Annotated in this window: 13 protein-coding genes; 8 read left to right on the forward strand and 5 right to left on the reverse strand. The window is 73.6% G+C overall.

The features are described from left to right. Positions 1-42 precede the first annotated feature (42 nt). A complete protein-coding gene (locus ACTMSW_RS16165) occupies positions 43-408 on the forward strand; it encodes a DUF742 domain-containing protein (protein WP_441181403.1) in 366 nt (121 codons plus the stop codon). Further along, entirely contained in the window at positions 389-1012 is a 624-nt protein-coding gene (locus tag ACTMSW_RS16170; RefSeq protein WP_441181404.1) for a GTP-binding protein, read from the forward strand. The genes ACTMSW_RS16165 and ACTMSW_RS16170 overlap by 20 nt, the downstream gene beginning before the upstream one ends. Positions 1013-1166: 154 nt before the next feature. Here the strand turns inward: ACTMSW_RS16170 and ACTMSW_RS16175 are convergent, their stop codons facing one another. Genes ACTMSW_RS16175 through ACTMSW_RS16195 form a run of 5 tightly spaced genes read right to left on the reverse strand, consistent with a single transcriptional unit; the run spans position 1167 to position 8809 of the window. After that, positions 1167-2255 carry a uroporphyrinogen-III synthase gene (locus ACTMSW_RS16175; protein ID WP_441181405.1) on the reverse strand — a complete coding sequence of 363 codons (1089 nt, stop codon included), beginning with the start codon at positions 2253-2255 and terminating at the stop codon, positions 1167-1169. Further along, the gene (gene nirD, locus ACTMSW_RS16180) at positions 2255-2599 is read right to left on the reverse strand and encodes a nitrite reductase small subunit NirD (RefSeq protein ID WP_441181461.1); all 345 of its coding nucleotides are present in this window, start codon (positions 2597-2599) and stop codon (positions 2255-2257) included. Before nirD ends, ACTMSW_RS16175 begins: the two co-directional genes overlap by 1 nt. Before the next feature lie 8 nt (positions 2600-2607). Further along, on the reverse strand, positions 2608-5187 hold the full coding sequence (nirB, locus tag ACTMSW_RS16185) for a nitrite reductase large subunit NirB (protein ID WP_441181406.1): 2580 nt from the start codon (positions 5185-5187) through the stop codon (positions 2608-2610). Next, entirely contained in the window at positions 5184-6626 is a 1443-nt protein-coding gene (locus tag ACTMSW_RS16190; protein WP_441181407.1) for an FAD-dependent oxidoreductase, read from the reverse strand. The genes nirB and ACTMSW_RS16190 overlap by 4 nt, the downstream gene beginning before the upstream one ends. Beyond that, a complete protein-coding gene (locus ACTMSW_RS16195) occupies positions 6623-8809 on the reverse strand; it encodes a molybdopterin oxidoreductase family protein (RefSeq protein WP_441181408.1) in 2187 nt (728 codons plus the stop codon). Before ACTMSW_RS16195 ends, ACTMSW_RS16190 begins: the two co-directional genes overlap by 4 nt. Positions 8810-8956: 147 nt before the next feature. Between ACTMSW_RS16195 and ACTMSW_RS16200 the strand changes: the two genes are divergently transcribed. The 6 genes from ACTMSW_RS16200 (at position 8957) to rpsI (ending at position 12885) form a co-directional block, all read left to right on the forward strand. After that, positions 8957-9673, forward strand: coding sequence for a class I SAM-dependent methyltransferase (locus ACTMSW_RS16200; protein WP_441181409.1), 717 nt, complete (start codon positions 8957-8959; stop codon positions 9671-9673). 33 nt (positions 9674-9706) lie between these two features. Beyond that, positions 9707-9964: a DUF6364 family protein gene (locus tag ACTMSW_RS16205; protein ID WP_441181410.1), complete on the forward strand. Its 258-nt coding sequence runs from the start codon at positions 9707-9709 to the stop codon at positions 9962-9964. Next, positions 9942-10247, forward strand: a complete 306-nt coding sequence (locus ACTMSW_RS16210) for a type II toxin-antitoxin system PemK/MazF family toxin (protein ID WP_441181411.1) — start codon at positions 9942-9944, stop codon at positions 10245-10247. Before ACTMSW_RS16205 ends, ACTMSW_RS16210 begins: the two co-directional genes overlap by 23 nt. 133 nt (positions 10248-10380) lie before the next feature. Further along, the gene (locus ACTMSW_RS16215) at positions 10381-11748 is read left to right on the forward strand and encodes an MFS transporter (RefSeq protein ID WP_441181462.1); all 1368 of its coding nucleotides are present in this window, start codon (positions 10381-10383) and stop codon (positions 11746-11748) included. 208 nt (positions 11749-11956) lie between these two features. Next, positions 11957-12400: a 50S ribosomal protein L13 gene (gene rplM, locus ACTMSW_RS16220; protein ID WP_441181412.1), complete on the forward strand. Its 444-nt coding sequence runs from the start codon at positions 11957-11959 to the stop codon at positions 12398-12400. A 20-nt stretch (positions 12401-12420) separates the two neighbouring features. Continuing rightward, positions 12421-12885: a 30S ribosomal protein S9 gene (gene rpsI / locus ACTMSW_RS16225; protein ID WP_018784602.1), complete on the forward strand. Its 465-nt coding sequence runs from the start codon at positions 12421-12423 to the stop codon at positions 12883-12885. The last annotated feature ends 38 nt before the right edge of the window (positions 12886-12923 follow it).

Raw genomic sequence — 12923 nt, forward strand, 5'->3', positions numbered from 1 at the left:
TCCGGTGCCGACAGGCTCCGGCCGGGAGGGAGGTGATCGCGGGTGGACCGTCGCCGTGAGGACCCGCGCGGCGCGCTCGTGCGGCCGTACGCGGTCACCCGCGGACGTACCGAACCCCGGCAGGACATCGCCCTGGAGGCGGTGCTGTCGGCGAGCCCGACGGCGGTCGCCGAGTCGCGGTTCGCCGGGCACGACAAGCACCGCATCGCCACGGTCTGCGAGGGCCGTCCGCAGTCACTGGCCGAGATCGCCGCGTACACCCGGCTGCCGCTGGGCGTCGCCCGGGTGCTGGTCGCCGACATGGTGGCCGAGGGCCTGCTGACGCTACACACTGCCGCTCCCGCCGAGGGGTTCGAGGAGCGGATGGAGATCCTTGGAAGGGTGCTAAGTGGACTTCGCAGGCTATGACCCCGTCGGGGCCCGCCAGAGCCGGGGCATCGTCTCCGCGAAGATCGTGGTCGCGGGCGGGTTCGGCGTGGGCAAGACGACCCTGGTCGGCGCGATCTCGGAGATCACCCCGCTGACCACCGAAGCGGTGATGACCGCGGCCGGCGTCGGCATCGACGACCCGTCCAAGGTGCCGGGCAAGGAGACCACCACGGTCGCCATGGACTTCGGCCGTATCACCATGGCGCAGGACCTGATCCTCTACCTCTTCGGCACGCCGGGCCAGACCCGCTTCTGGTTCATGTGGGACGAGATCATCCGGGGCGCGGTGGGCGCGGCGGTCCTGGTGGACACGCGCCGCATCACCGACGCGTTCCCGCCGCTGGACTACTTCGAGAACCGCAACCTGCCGTACGTGGTGGCGCTGAACCACTTCGACGGCGCGCCGGAGTACGAGCTGGAGGAGGTCCGGGAGGCGCTGGCCATCCCGGCGGACGTGCCGCTGGTGATGACCGACGCCCGGAACCGGGAGTCGGTGAAGCAGGTGCTAGTCACCGTCGTGGAGCACGCCATGCTCCGCCTCCAGGCCGAGCACGACCGGGGCTTCCCGACCCCGGTCGGCTGATCCCCGCCGCCGCTCTGCCGCCGCCCCGTCCCCGGCTCTGCCGCCGCCCCGCCCCCGGCTCTGCTCCGGGTGCGGGCGGCGGCGTCGGGTGCGGGCGGAGGCGTTAAGAGGGGACCCTTCCTCTACCGGAGACGTTAGGAAGGGGCCCTTCCTTTCAGTCGACGCGCAGGCGGTAGCCGCGCTTGACGACGGTCTGCACCACCCGGGGCGCGCGCAGCCCGGCGCGTAGCCGGGCGACCGCCATCTCCACGGCGTGTTCGTCCGCGCCGCGGGGCAGGGTCCGCAGCAGGGCGGTACGCGACAGGACCCGCCCGGGTGCGTCGGCCAACGCCCGGAGCACCGCCATCGGGGCCGGCGCGAGCGGTCGTAGCTCCCCGTCGACCACGGCGGCGTGGCCGCGCAGGGTGAGCAGGTGACCGGCCGCCTTGAGCGTGACGGTGCGTTGCGGCAGCTCGTCGACGAGCGTGCGGACCAGGGCACCGAGCCGGGCCCGGTGCGGTGCGCTCACCGGCACGCCCCGACGCAGCAGGGGCTCCGCGGTGACCGCGCCCACGCAGGCGGCCAGCACGTCGCCGTGGAACGCGTCGAGCACCGCGTCGATGCGGTCGCCGGCACTGCGCAGGAGCGCCTCGGCGGCCGGCGCGGAGGTGAAGGTGACCGCGTCGACCAGCCGTCCGGCGACCAGGTCGATCAACCGGTGCAGGGGTGCCGGGTCGGTGGGCGGGGCCCACCGGTAGACCGGGACCTCGATGACGGTGGCGCCGGCGTCCTCCAGCGCCATCGTGCACTCCGGCTGCCGCTCGCCGTGCAGCTGCATGGCGATGACCTGCCCGGCCACCCCGCGCCGGCGCAGGTGGGCGACCACCTCGTCGCAGCTCTCCGACGCCGGGGACCACTGGTCGTGCAGGCCGGCGGCCCGGATCGCCCCGCGGGCCTTGGGGCCGCGCGCCACCACGTACGCCTCGCCGAGCACCGAACGCAGCGGCTCGGCCAGCCCCCAGCCCTCGGCCGCCTCCAGCCAGCCGCGCATGCCGATGCCGGTGTTGGCCATCAGGATGTCCGGCGGCTGGTCCAGGCAGGCGCGGGTCGCTTCGCGCAGCTCCGTGTCGTCGGCCAGTGGCACGATCCGCAGGGCCGGGGCGAGCACCACCCGCGCGCCCCGCCGCTGGAGCAGCGCGGCCAGCTCGTCCCGCCGCCGGTCGGCGGTGACCCCGATGGTGAAGCCGGACAGTTCGTCGCGCATCAGGTCTCCTGTCGCAGCCGCACCTCGACCAGACCGTCCCGGCACCGCACCTCGTGCCGGCCGACGAAGAGCCCCGGCGCGTCGAGACAGTGCCCGGTGCGCAGGTCGTACACCTGCTTGTGCAGCGGGGAGGCGAGCGTCGGCACCCCGCCCCGGCTGCCCACGATCCCCCGGGAGAGGACGTACGCCCCGGTGGCCGGGTCCCGGTTGTCGACGGCGAAGAGCCCGTCGACCGTACGGAAGAGGGCGACCTGCACCCCGTCGACCAGGGCGGCGACGCCCCGGTCGGTGTCCAGCCGGTCCAGTGGGCAGACCGCCGTCCAGGTCAGCGTGGTGGGGGTCATCGTGATGGTCATCGCCGTACCTCCGGCATTCCCAGGGCGACCGGCGCCGTCCGCCCCACGGCGGGCACCGGCTGGCCGCGTTCTTCGGTGAAGGTGATGGACGGGTCGGGTACGTCCGGCGCGTTGACGAAGGACGTGAACCGGCGCAGCCGGTCCGGGTCCTCCAGCACGTCCCGCCACTCGTCGGAGTACGTGGCGACGTGCCGGGCCATCGCCTCGTCGAGGTCGGCGCACAGCCCCAGCGAGTCGTCCACGATCACCGCCCGCAGGTGGTCGAGCCCGCCGTCCAGCGCCTCGATCCAGGCGGCGGTGCGTTGCAGCCGGTCGGCGGTGCGGATGTAGTACATGAGGAACCGGTCGATCAGCCGGACCAGCGCCTCGGTGGACAGGTCGGTGGCGAACAGGTCGGCGTGCCGGGGCCGGAAACCGCCGTTGCCGCCGACGTAGAGGTTCCAGCCGGTCTCGGTGGCGATGATCCCGAAGTCCTTGCTCCGTGCCTCGGCGCACTCGCGGGCGCAGCCGGACACCGCCGACTTGAGCTTGTGCGGTGCGCGCAGGCCCCGGTAGCGCAGCTCCAGGGCGACGGCGAGCCCCACCGAGTCCTGGACGCCGTACCGGCACCAGGTCTCCCCGACGCAGGACTTCACGGTGCGCAGCGCCTTGCCGTACGCGTGCCCGGACTCGAAGCCGGCGTCCACCAGACGGCGCCAGATCTGCGGCAGCTGCTCCACGCGGGCGCCGAACAGGTCGATGCGCTGCCCGCCGGTGATCTTGGTGTAGAGCTGGAAGTCCCGGGCGACCTCCCCGATGACGATGAGCCTCTCCGGGGTGATCTCGCCGCCGGGGATCCGGGGCACCACCGAGTAGCTGCCGTCGCGTTGCAGGTTGGCCAGGAAGTGGTCGTTGGTGTCCTGCAACGACGCCCGCTCACCGTCGAGCACGTGGCCGGCGCCGAGGGAGGCGAGGATCGAGGCGACCACCGGCTTGCAGATGTCACAGCCGCGACCGTGGCCGTGCTCGGCGATGAGCTGGGAGAAGGTCCGGATGCCGCGCACCTGGACGATCTCGAACAGCTCCCGCCGGCTGACGTCGAAGTGCTCGCAGAGCGCGCGCGACTGCTGCACCCCGGCCGCGTCGAGGAGCTGCTTGAGCATCGGCACGCACGACCCGCAGCTCGTGCCGGCCCGGGTGCACGCCTTCAACGCGGGCACGTCGGCGGCGCCCTGCGCGATGGCGGCGTCGATGTCGTCCCGGGTGACCGCGTTGCAGGAGCAGACCTGGGCGGTGCCGGGCAGTGCCGCCGGGCCCGCGCCCTCCGACCCGGCGGGCGCGAGCAGCGCCAGCGGGGGACCGGGCAGCGGGCCGCCGACGCTGGCCCGCAGGGTCGGGTACGCGCTCGCGTCGCCCACCAGCACGCCACCGAGCAGGGTGGACGCGTCGTCGGAGAGGACCAGCTTCGCGTACACGCGGGTGGCCGGGTCGGTGTACGTCACGTCGAGGCAGCCCGGCGTCGCGCCGTGCGCGTCACCGAACGAGGCCACGTCCACCCCGAGCAGCTTGAGTTTCGTGGCGGTGTCCGCGCCGGGGAAGGTGGCCGCGCCGCCGACCAGCCGGTCGGCGACCACCTCGGCCATCGCGTACCCGGGGGCGACCAGGCCGTGGCAGGTCCCGTCCACCGCCGCGCACTCGCCCACCGCCCAGACGAGCTCGTCGGCCGTCCGGCAGGATTTGTCCACCAGCACCCCGCCGCGTGGGCCGAGCGGCAGGGCGGCGGCCCGGGCCAGCTCGTCGCGGGGGCGGATGCCGGCCGCCACCACCACCAGGTCGGCGTCGACCACCGTGCCGTCGGCCAGCTCCAGCCCGGCGACCGTGCCGTCCGGGCCGGACCGCAGGGCGGTGGTGGCCACCCCCAGGTGGCAGCTCACGCCCATCTCCTCGACGTAGCGGCGCAGCAGCGCGCCACCGGCGGTGTCGACCTGCGCCGGCATCAGCCGCGGCGCGAACTCCACCACGCTGGTGGACAGGCCGAGCAGGCGCAGCGCGTTCGCCGCCTCCAGGCCGAGCAGCCCGCCGCCGATCACCGCCCCGGTCCGCCGGCCCCGGGCGTGCTCCCGGATCGCCGCCAGGTCGTCGAGCGTCCGGTAGACGAACACCCCCGGCAGGCCCGTGCCGTCGACCGGTGGGACGAACGCGTACGAGCCGGTGGCCAGCACCAGCGCGTCGTACGGGTGCTCGCCGGTCGCCGTCGTCACGACCCGCCGCACCCGGTCGACGGCCGTGGCGGCCTCGCCCAGGCGCAGGTCCACCCCGTCGTCGGGGGTGTGCAGGGTCAGCTCCTCGGCGTCCACCCCGTCGAACCAGGCCGAGAGCCGCACCCGGTCGTACGCCGGCCGGCTCTCCTCCGCGAGCACGGTGACCCGCCAGCGGCGGTCCGTGTCGCGGGCCCGCAGCGCGTCGACGAAGCGTTGCCCCACCATGCCGTTGCCGACGACGACCAGGTTGCCGCAGGACGGCACTCCGCTTCGCTGCGTGCCGTCCTGCGGCACCGTCGCGCTGTGCCTGCCGGTTCGCTCGCTTCGCTCGCTCATCGCGTCACCTCCACCGAGTCCACCTCGGACAGCCAACCGACGATTCCCGCGACGGCGTCCCGGCAGCTTCCGCAACCGGTGCCGGCCCGGGTTCCCGCCACCACGGCGTCGACCGTCCGTGCCCCGGAGCGCCAGCAGGTCACCAGCGCTCCCTTGCTGACGTTGTTGCACTGGCACACCGTCGCCGCGTCCGGCATCAGTGCCGGGGTCGCGGCGGGTTCGGCCGGCGTGACGCCGAGCGCCCGGCCGAGGAGCAGCGCCCGACGGTCGGACGGCACCGGCTGCCCCCGGTCGAAGAGCTGGATGACCGTGCCGACCGCCGGGTTGTCGCCGAGCAGGATCGCGCCGGTCAGCCGGTCGCCGGTGATGCGCAGCCGCGCGTAGGTGCCCCGCGCCGGGTCGGCGAAGGTGAGCTCCTCACCGGCGCCGTCCGTGCCGCCCGGATCGCCCATGGCGGCCAGGTCGATGCCGGTGGCCTTGAGCCGGGTCACCGGCGGACGCGGCCGGTAGCGGGCCAGCGGATCCTCGCCGGTGAGCACCTGCGCCACCACCCGGGCCTGCGCCCAGGCCGGTGCGACCAGCCCGGTCACCGTGCCGTCGTGCTGGGCGCAGTCGCCGATCGCCGAGACGCGCCGGTCGCTGGTGCGCATCCGGTCGTCGACCAGCACGCCCCGTTCCACCGCCAGGCCGGCCGCGGCGGCGAGCGCCGTGTCGGGGCGTACCCCGCAGGACAGGACCAGGAGGTCGGCGTGCAGCGACCGGCCGTCGGCGAGGTCGAGCCGGACGCCGTCGGCGTCCGCGGCCACCGCCGTCGCCGCCACGGCCAGGTGGGTGGTCACCCCCAGGCCGGCGAGCGTGCCGGCGAGCACGGCCGCGCCGGCCGGGTCGAGCTGCCGCTCCATGAGGTACGGCACCGGGTGCACGACGGCGACCTCGAGTCCCCGGGCGGCGAGCCCCCGCGCGGCCTCCAGCCCGAGCAGCCCACCGCCGAGCACCAGGACCCGACGGGCGCCCTCGGCGACGGCGAGGATCCGCCGGCAGTCGTCGAGGGTGCGGAACGGTACGACCCGCGGCGGCAGCTCGGGCCCGTCCAGGCCGGGCAGCGGCGGCACCACCGCGCGGCTGCCGGTGGCGAGCACCAGGTGGTCGTACGCGATGCGGTCGCCGTCGTCGGTCGCCACCGTGCGGGCGGCGCGGTCGATCGCGGTCGCGGTGACGCCGGACCGCAGGTCCACGCCCTGCCCGGCGACCTCGGCCAGCTCCACGTCCGGCTCGCCGATCTTGCCGGCCAGCAGGGTGGAGAGCATGATCCGGTTGTACGCCCGGTGCGGCTCCGTCCCGAGCACCGTGACCTTCCGGTCACCGCCCCGGGCGTGCAGCTCGCCGGCGAGCCGGGCACCGGCCATCCCGTTGCCCACGATCACGACCTGTTCGCTCACGACTCTCCCACCCTCTCCACGCGGACGGCGCAGATCTTGAATTCGGGCATGCCGGAGACGGGGTCGACGGCGTCGTTGGTGACCGAGTTGGCCCGCGCCGCCCCGCCCCAGTGGAACGGTGCGAAGACGGTGTCCGGGCGGATGGCCGGGCTGAGCCGGGCCGGCGCCACCATCTCGCCCCGGCGGGACACCACCCGGACCGGCTCGCCGTCGCTGACGCCGAGCCGGTCGGCCAGGTCGGGGTGCAGCTCGACGAACGCCTCGGGTGCGGCCCGGCGCAGCGCGGGGACCCGCCGGGTCTGGGTGCCGGACTGGTACTGCGCGAGCACCCGGCCGGTGGTGAAGTGCAGCGGGTACGCGGCGCAGACCTCCTCGGCCGCCGGCCGGTGCTCGACGGCGTGAAAGCGGGCACGCCCGTCCGGCGTGGGGAACCGGTCGGCGAAGAGCCGGGGCGTGTCCGGCCCGTCGGTGTCCGGGCAGGGCCAGAACACGCCGTCGGACTCGTCGATCCGTGCCCAGGTCACCCCGGCGTAGTCGGCGGTCCCGCCGGCCGACGCGCGCCGCAGTTCCTCGAAGACCGCGCGGGGATCGGCGCCGTCCGCCGCGCCGCCCCGGTCCTCCGGTGTTAGGAGGGGGCCCTTCCTATGCATCAGGCGATAAGAAGGGGCCCTTCCTTGCGCCGCCAGGCGGTGGGTGAGGTCGGCGAGGATCGCCAGGTCGGTGCGGACGCCGGCCGGGGGCTCCCGCAGCGCCCGGCGGCGCAGCACCCGGCCCTCCAGGTTGGTCATCGTGCCGTCCTCCTCGGCCCACTGGGCGGTGGGCAGCACCACGTCGGCCAGCGCGGCCGTCTCGGAGAGCAGGAAGTCGACGACCACCAGCAGGTCGAGGTCGCGCAGGCGGCCCTCGATCCGGGTCGCCCGGGGCGCGGAGACGACCGGGTTGGAACCGAAGACCAGCAGTGCCTTCGGCCCCTCGTCGGTGCCGAGCGAGTCCAGCAGCCGGTACGCGGGCACCCCGGGACCGGGCAGGTCCTCGGCCGGTACGCCCCAGACCCGGGCGACGTGCGCGCGGGCGGCCGGATCGTCGATGCGCCGGTAGCCGGGGAGCTGGTCGGCCTTCTGGCCGTGCTCCCGGCCGCCCTGCCCGTTGCCCTGCCCGGTAAGGCAGCCGTAGCCGGAGCCGGGGCGGCCGGGCAGGCCGAGGGCGAGGGCCAGGTTGACGAAGCCGCTGACCGTGTCGACGCCCTTGGCGTGCTGCTCCGCGCCGCGCGCGGTGAGGATGATCGCCCGACCGGCGGTACCGAGGGCGCGGGCGGTGGCCTCCAGATCGGCCACCGGCACCCCGGAGAGCGCCTCGGCGCGGGCCGGCCACCACCCGGCGACGCTGCGGCGTACCGCCTCGAAGCCAGTGGTGCGGGCGTCCACGTACGCCCTGTCGACCCAGCCCTCGGTGACGGCGATGTGCAGCAGTGCGCTGGCCACCGCCAGGTCGGTGCCGGGCAGGGGTTGCAGGTGCAGGTCGGCCTGCCGGGCGGTGGCGGTGACCCGGGGGTCGACCACGATCAGCTTGCCGCCGCGCTGCCGCTGCTCGGTCACCCAGCGCATCAGCGGTGGCATCGTCTCGGCGGGGTTCGCGCCGACGAGCAGCAGGGTGTCGGCCCGTCCGAGGTCGGCCAGCGGGAACGGCAGGCCACGGTCGACGCCGAAGGCGCGCATCCCGGCCGCCGCGGCCGAGGACATGCAGAACCGTCCGTTGTAGTCGATGTGCCGGGTCCGCAGCGCCACCCGGGCGAACTTGCCCAGCGCGTACGCCTTCTCGTTGGTGAGGCCGCCGCCGCCGAAGACGGCGACCGCGTCCCGGCCGTGTCCGGTCTGGACGGCGCGGACGCCGCTGACGATCCGGTTTAACGCCTCGTCCCAGCTCGCCGGGCGGAGCTCGCCGCCGGGCCGGTCGCGGACCAGCGGGGTGGTCAGCCGCTCAGGGTGGTCGAGCAGGTCCGCCGCGGTCCACCCCTTCTGGCACAGGCCACCCCGGTTGGTGGGGAACTGCCGGGCGGTGACGGTTGTCCGACCGTTCTCCACGCGCAGGGTCATCCCACACTGGAGGGCGCAGTACGGGCAGTGCGTCGCCGCCTCCCGGGGCGCGTCCCCCGGGGCAGTTGCGAACCGTGCACCGTCTGTCATGCCCGTGAAGCGTGCCGCCGGGCGGTTTCCGGGCCGGGTCCCGTCTGTTTCGGTCCTGTCAAGAGCGCCTCACACCGCACGGGAGCAGGAGGAGACTCGGATTGGTCTATGATGTGAGACAAAATTCTCGCATGGTGGGAGCGGGTCATGCATGTGGCGGCGGCGGCGTTCAACGCGGTGGCGGGAACCTACGACGGGGCGCGGCGCCGGCTGGTGCCCTGCTTCGACGCCTTCTACGGCACCGCCGTCGAGGTGGCGGCGTCGCCGCTGCGGGCCGCTCTCGCGTCGGGGCGTACGCCCGAGGTGCTGGACCTGGGTGCGGGCACCGGGCTGCTCTCCCTGCTGCTGGCCGCCACCGTCCCCGGGGTGCGGCTGACCCTCGTGGACGCGGCGCCGGCGATGCTCGCCGTCGCCGCCGACCACCTGGATTCGCGGGGTGTGCCGCACCGGACCGTCCACGCCGACCTGTCCGACCCGTTGCCCGCCGGCCGCCACGACGCGGTGGTCTCCGCCCTGGCCATCCACCATCTGGACGACGACGGCAAGCGCGACCTCTACCGGCGGGCGGCCGACGCGCTCGTGCCCGGCGGGGTGTTCGTCAACGCCGAGCAGGTCGCCGGCCCGACGCTCGCCCTCAATCGGCGGTACGACGAGGTGTGGACCGACCAGATCACCGCGCTGGGCTCCGACGCCGACGAGATCGCCGCCTCGCGGGCGCGGATGCGGTACGACCGTCCGGCGTCCGTCGCCGACCAGTGCCGGTGGCTCGGCGAGGCCGGCCTGGTCGACGTCGACTGCTTCTTCAAGCAGTGGCGGTTCGCCGTGTTCGGCGGCCGGCGCGAAGATGCCACACCGGGGGAATGACTAACGGTCATACCGGCGGGTAGTCTCACCGGCATGACTGCCAAGGTGACACTGTCGTTCTCCGACGAGACGATCGAGGAGGCCCGGCGGTTCGCCAAGCGCGAGGGCCTCTCCCTCTCCGCCTGGATGGACCAGGCTGCCCGGGAGAAGGCGCTGCGCGAGGTCTTCGCCGCACACGCCGCCGTCGTCAACCGGTCCGGTGCCGCCCTGGAGGCCGCCGCCCTCGCCGACGCCCGCGAGGTGGGCATGGTCGACGACCTGCTGTCCGGTGGTCGCCCGCGTGCTGCGTAGGGGTGAGGTCTGGCGCATCTCCGGCGCCCGGGAGCGGCTGGGACTCGTCATCAGCTCCGACGTCTACAACTCCACGGACGTGCCGATCGTGATCGTGGCCGAGGTGGTCCAGGAGTCGCTGCTGCGGGACTCACCGCTCGCGGTGCCGATGGGCGCGTACGTGGTGATGCCCGACCGGCTCTCCTCGCCGATGAAGAAGTGGTTCACGGAGTGTGTGGACGTCGCCGACACGGAGACCATGCAGCGCGTCGCCCGCGCCCTGCGCATCCTGCAACAGCTCTGACATCTCACCGGTCGTTCCGGCCGCACGTGCGATCTCCGTTTCCGGACCGACGCGCGACGGGCACTGCCGGGTAATCCCGGATTCCTAGCGTTCCTCCAGGTCACACCGACGAGGAGGAACCGCCGTGAGCACAATCGCCCCCGCCGTCGTCCAGGCGCCGGCCGCGACCGGCCGCCGGCACCGCATCGAGGACTGGCGTCCCGAGGACCCCGACTTCTGGCGTACGACCGGCGCGCCGATCGCGCGACGCAACCTCTGGGTCTCGATCTTCGCCGAGCACGTCGGGTTCTCGGTGTGGAGCCTCTGGTCGGTGACCGTGCTCTTCCTCGGCCCCGCGTACGGTATCGACCCGGCCGGGAAGTTCCTGCTCACCGCCGTGCCGGCCGCGCTGGGCGCGGTGCTGCGACTGCCGTACACCCTCGCGGTGGCCCGCTTCGGTGGGCGGAACTGGACGATCGTCAGTGCGCTGATGCTGCTCGTGCCGACCATCCCGATGACCGTGCTGCTGGAACCGGGTGTCTCCTACACCACCCTCATGGTGCTCGCCTGCCTCACCGGTGTCGGCGGCGGCAACTTCGCCTCCTCCATGGCGAACATCAACCTCTTCTACCCCCAGCGGCTGAAGGGGCGCGCACTCGGTCTCAACGCCGGCGGCGGCAACCTGGGTGTGCCGGCGGTGCAGCTGGTCGGGCTGGCGGTGCTGGCCACCGCCGGTGCCGCGTACCCCCGCCTGGTCCCGGCCGTGTACATACCGCTGATCGTGCTGGCCGCGCTGGCCGCGTCGCGGTGGCTGGACAACATCCCCGGTGCGCGCAACGAGCCCGGCGCGCTCCGTGAGGCCGCCCGGGACCCGCACACCTGGATCATGGCGCTGCTGTACATCGGCACCTTCGGCTCGTTCATCGGCTTCGGCTTCGCCTTCGGGCAGGTCCTCCAGCTCCAGTTCGCCGACCGCTTCCCGACCCCGGTCGACGCGGCCTGGCTGACCTTCCTCGGCCCGCTGGTCGGCTCGCTGATCCGCCCGGTCGGCGGTCACCTCGCCGACCGGCTCGGCGGGGCCCGGGTCACCTTCTGGAACTTCGTGGCCATGGCCGCCGGCGCCGGCCTGGTCCTCTACGCCGCGCGTGAACGCTCCTTCGCCCTCTACCTGGTCGGGTTCCTGTCGCTCTTCGTCTTCTCCGGCATCGGCAACGGCTCGACGTACAAGATGATCCCGGCGATCTTCCGGGCCCGGGCGATGGCCGCGGTGGACGCCGGCCGAACGGAGGCGGAGGCGGCGCGGCGCTGGTCGGTCCGGATGACCGGAGCGCTGATCGGCATCGCGGGAGCGGTCGGCGCGTCCGGCGGTGTGCTGGTCAACATCGCCTTCCGGCAGTCGTTCCTGACCCGGGGGAGCGCCGACGCGGCGTACGTCACCTTCATCGCCGCGTACGCCGTCTGCTTCGCTCTGACCTGGCTGGTCTACCTGCGGCCCGGCCGCCGCGCGCTGCCCGGGGTGTGATGCCGGTGACGTCGCGGGGCCGGTCCGGCGCGGCGGGACCCCGTTTTGACCTGTCGACAGGGCTGCGGGTATCGTTGCCTGCTGTTGTACGACATCCAGAGGCGTGCCGCCTGAGGTACGCTTGGTCGTTCGTGCGCGCTGGTCCGGCCTGGAACTTCCGGTCACCTCGGCGCGCGACCCCAGACCGACGACGAGACAAGGTAGACCTGTGCGTACGTACAGCCCGAAGCCGGGTGAGATCGAGCGTCAGTGGCACGTCATCGACGCCTCTGATGTCGTGCTGGGCCGCCTGGCCACCCACGCCGCCACGCTGCTGCGCGGCAAGCACAAGCCGACTTTCGCGCCGCACGTCGACACGGGCGACTTCGTCGTCATCGTGAACGCGGGCAAGGTCGCGCTGACCGGCAACAAGCGCCAGCAGAAGATCGCCTACCGCCACTCGGGTTACCCGGGTGGTCTGAAGCAGGTCGGTTACGACGAGCTGCTGGCCAAGCGTCCCGATCGGGCCGTCGAGCTGGCCGTGAAGGGGATGCTCCCGCACAACAAGCTCGGCCGTCAGCTCATCAAGAAGCTGAAGGTCTACGCCGGTGCCGAGCACCCGCACGGCGCGCAGCAGCCGGTGCCGTTCGAGATCAAGCAGATCGCGCAGTGAGCGCGGGCGAGGAAAGCAGCATGACCGACATCACCGCCACCGAGGTCGCCCCCGAGGCCACCGAGGCGCCGGCGCCCGTCGCCCGCGCGCCCCGTGGTGACCGGCCGATCCAGACCGTCGGCCGCCGCAAGGAGGCCATCGTCCGGGTTCGCATCGTCCCGGGCACCGGCAAGATCACCTGCAACGGCCGTGACCTCGAGGCCTACTTCCCGAGCAAGGTGCACCAGCAGCTCATCAAGGACCCGCTGGTCACCGCCGAGAAGCCCGAGGCGTTCGACGTGATCGCCAACCTGCGGGGCGGCGGCACCACCGGTCAGGCCGGCGCGCTCCGCCTGGCCATCGCCCGGGCGCTGATCGTCAGCGAGCCGGACGACCGCCCGGCCCTGAAGAAGGCCGGCTTCCTCACCCGGGACGCCCGGGTCAAGGAGAGCAAGAAGTACGGCCTCAAGAAGGCCCGTAAGGCTCCCCAGTACTCGAAGCGCTGACCTTCAGCGTCACGTTGTACTTCTGACGGACGGCCGGA

The sequence above is a fragment of the Micromonospora sp. BQ11 genome, assembly GCF_052068135.1.
Lineage (GTDB): Bacteria > Actinomycetota > Actinomycetes > Mycobacteriales > Micromonosporaceae > Micromonospora.

Coding starts and splice junctions, on each gene's coding strand:
- ACTMSW_RS16205 (WP_441181410.1), top strand. CDS start 9,707: ATGACTGCCAAGGTGACACTGTCGTTCTCCGACGAGACGATCGAGGAG.
- nirD (WP_441181461.1), bottom strand. CDS start 2,599: ATGACCCCCACCACGCTGACCTGGACGGCGGTCTGCCCACTGGACCGG.
- ACTMSW_RS16175 (WP_441181405.1), bottom strand. CDS start 2,255: ATGCGCGACGAACTGTCCGGCTTCACCATCGGGGTCACCGCCGACCGG.
- ACTMSW_RS16195 (WP_441181408.1), bottom strand. CDS start 8,809: ATGACAGACGGTGCACGGTTCGCAACTGCCCCGGGGGACGCGCCCCGG.
- ACTMSW_RS16200 (WP_441181409.1), top strand. CDS start 8,957: ATGCATGTGGCGGCGGCGGCGTTCAACGCGGTGGCGGGAACCTACGAC.
- rpsI (WP_018784602.1), top strand. CDS start 12,421: ATGACCGACATCACCGCCACCGAGGTCGCCCCCGAGGCCACCGAGGCG.
- nirB (WP_441181406.1), bottom strand. CDS start 5,187: ATGAGCGAGCGAAGCGAGCGAACCGGCAGGCACAGCGCGACGGTGCCG.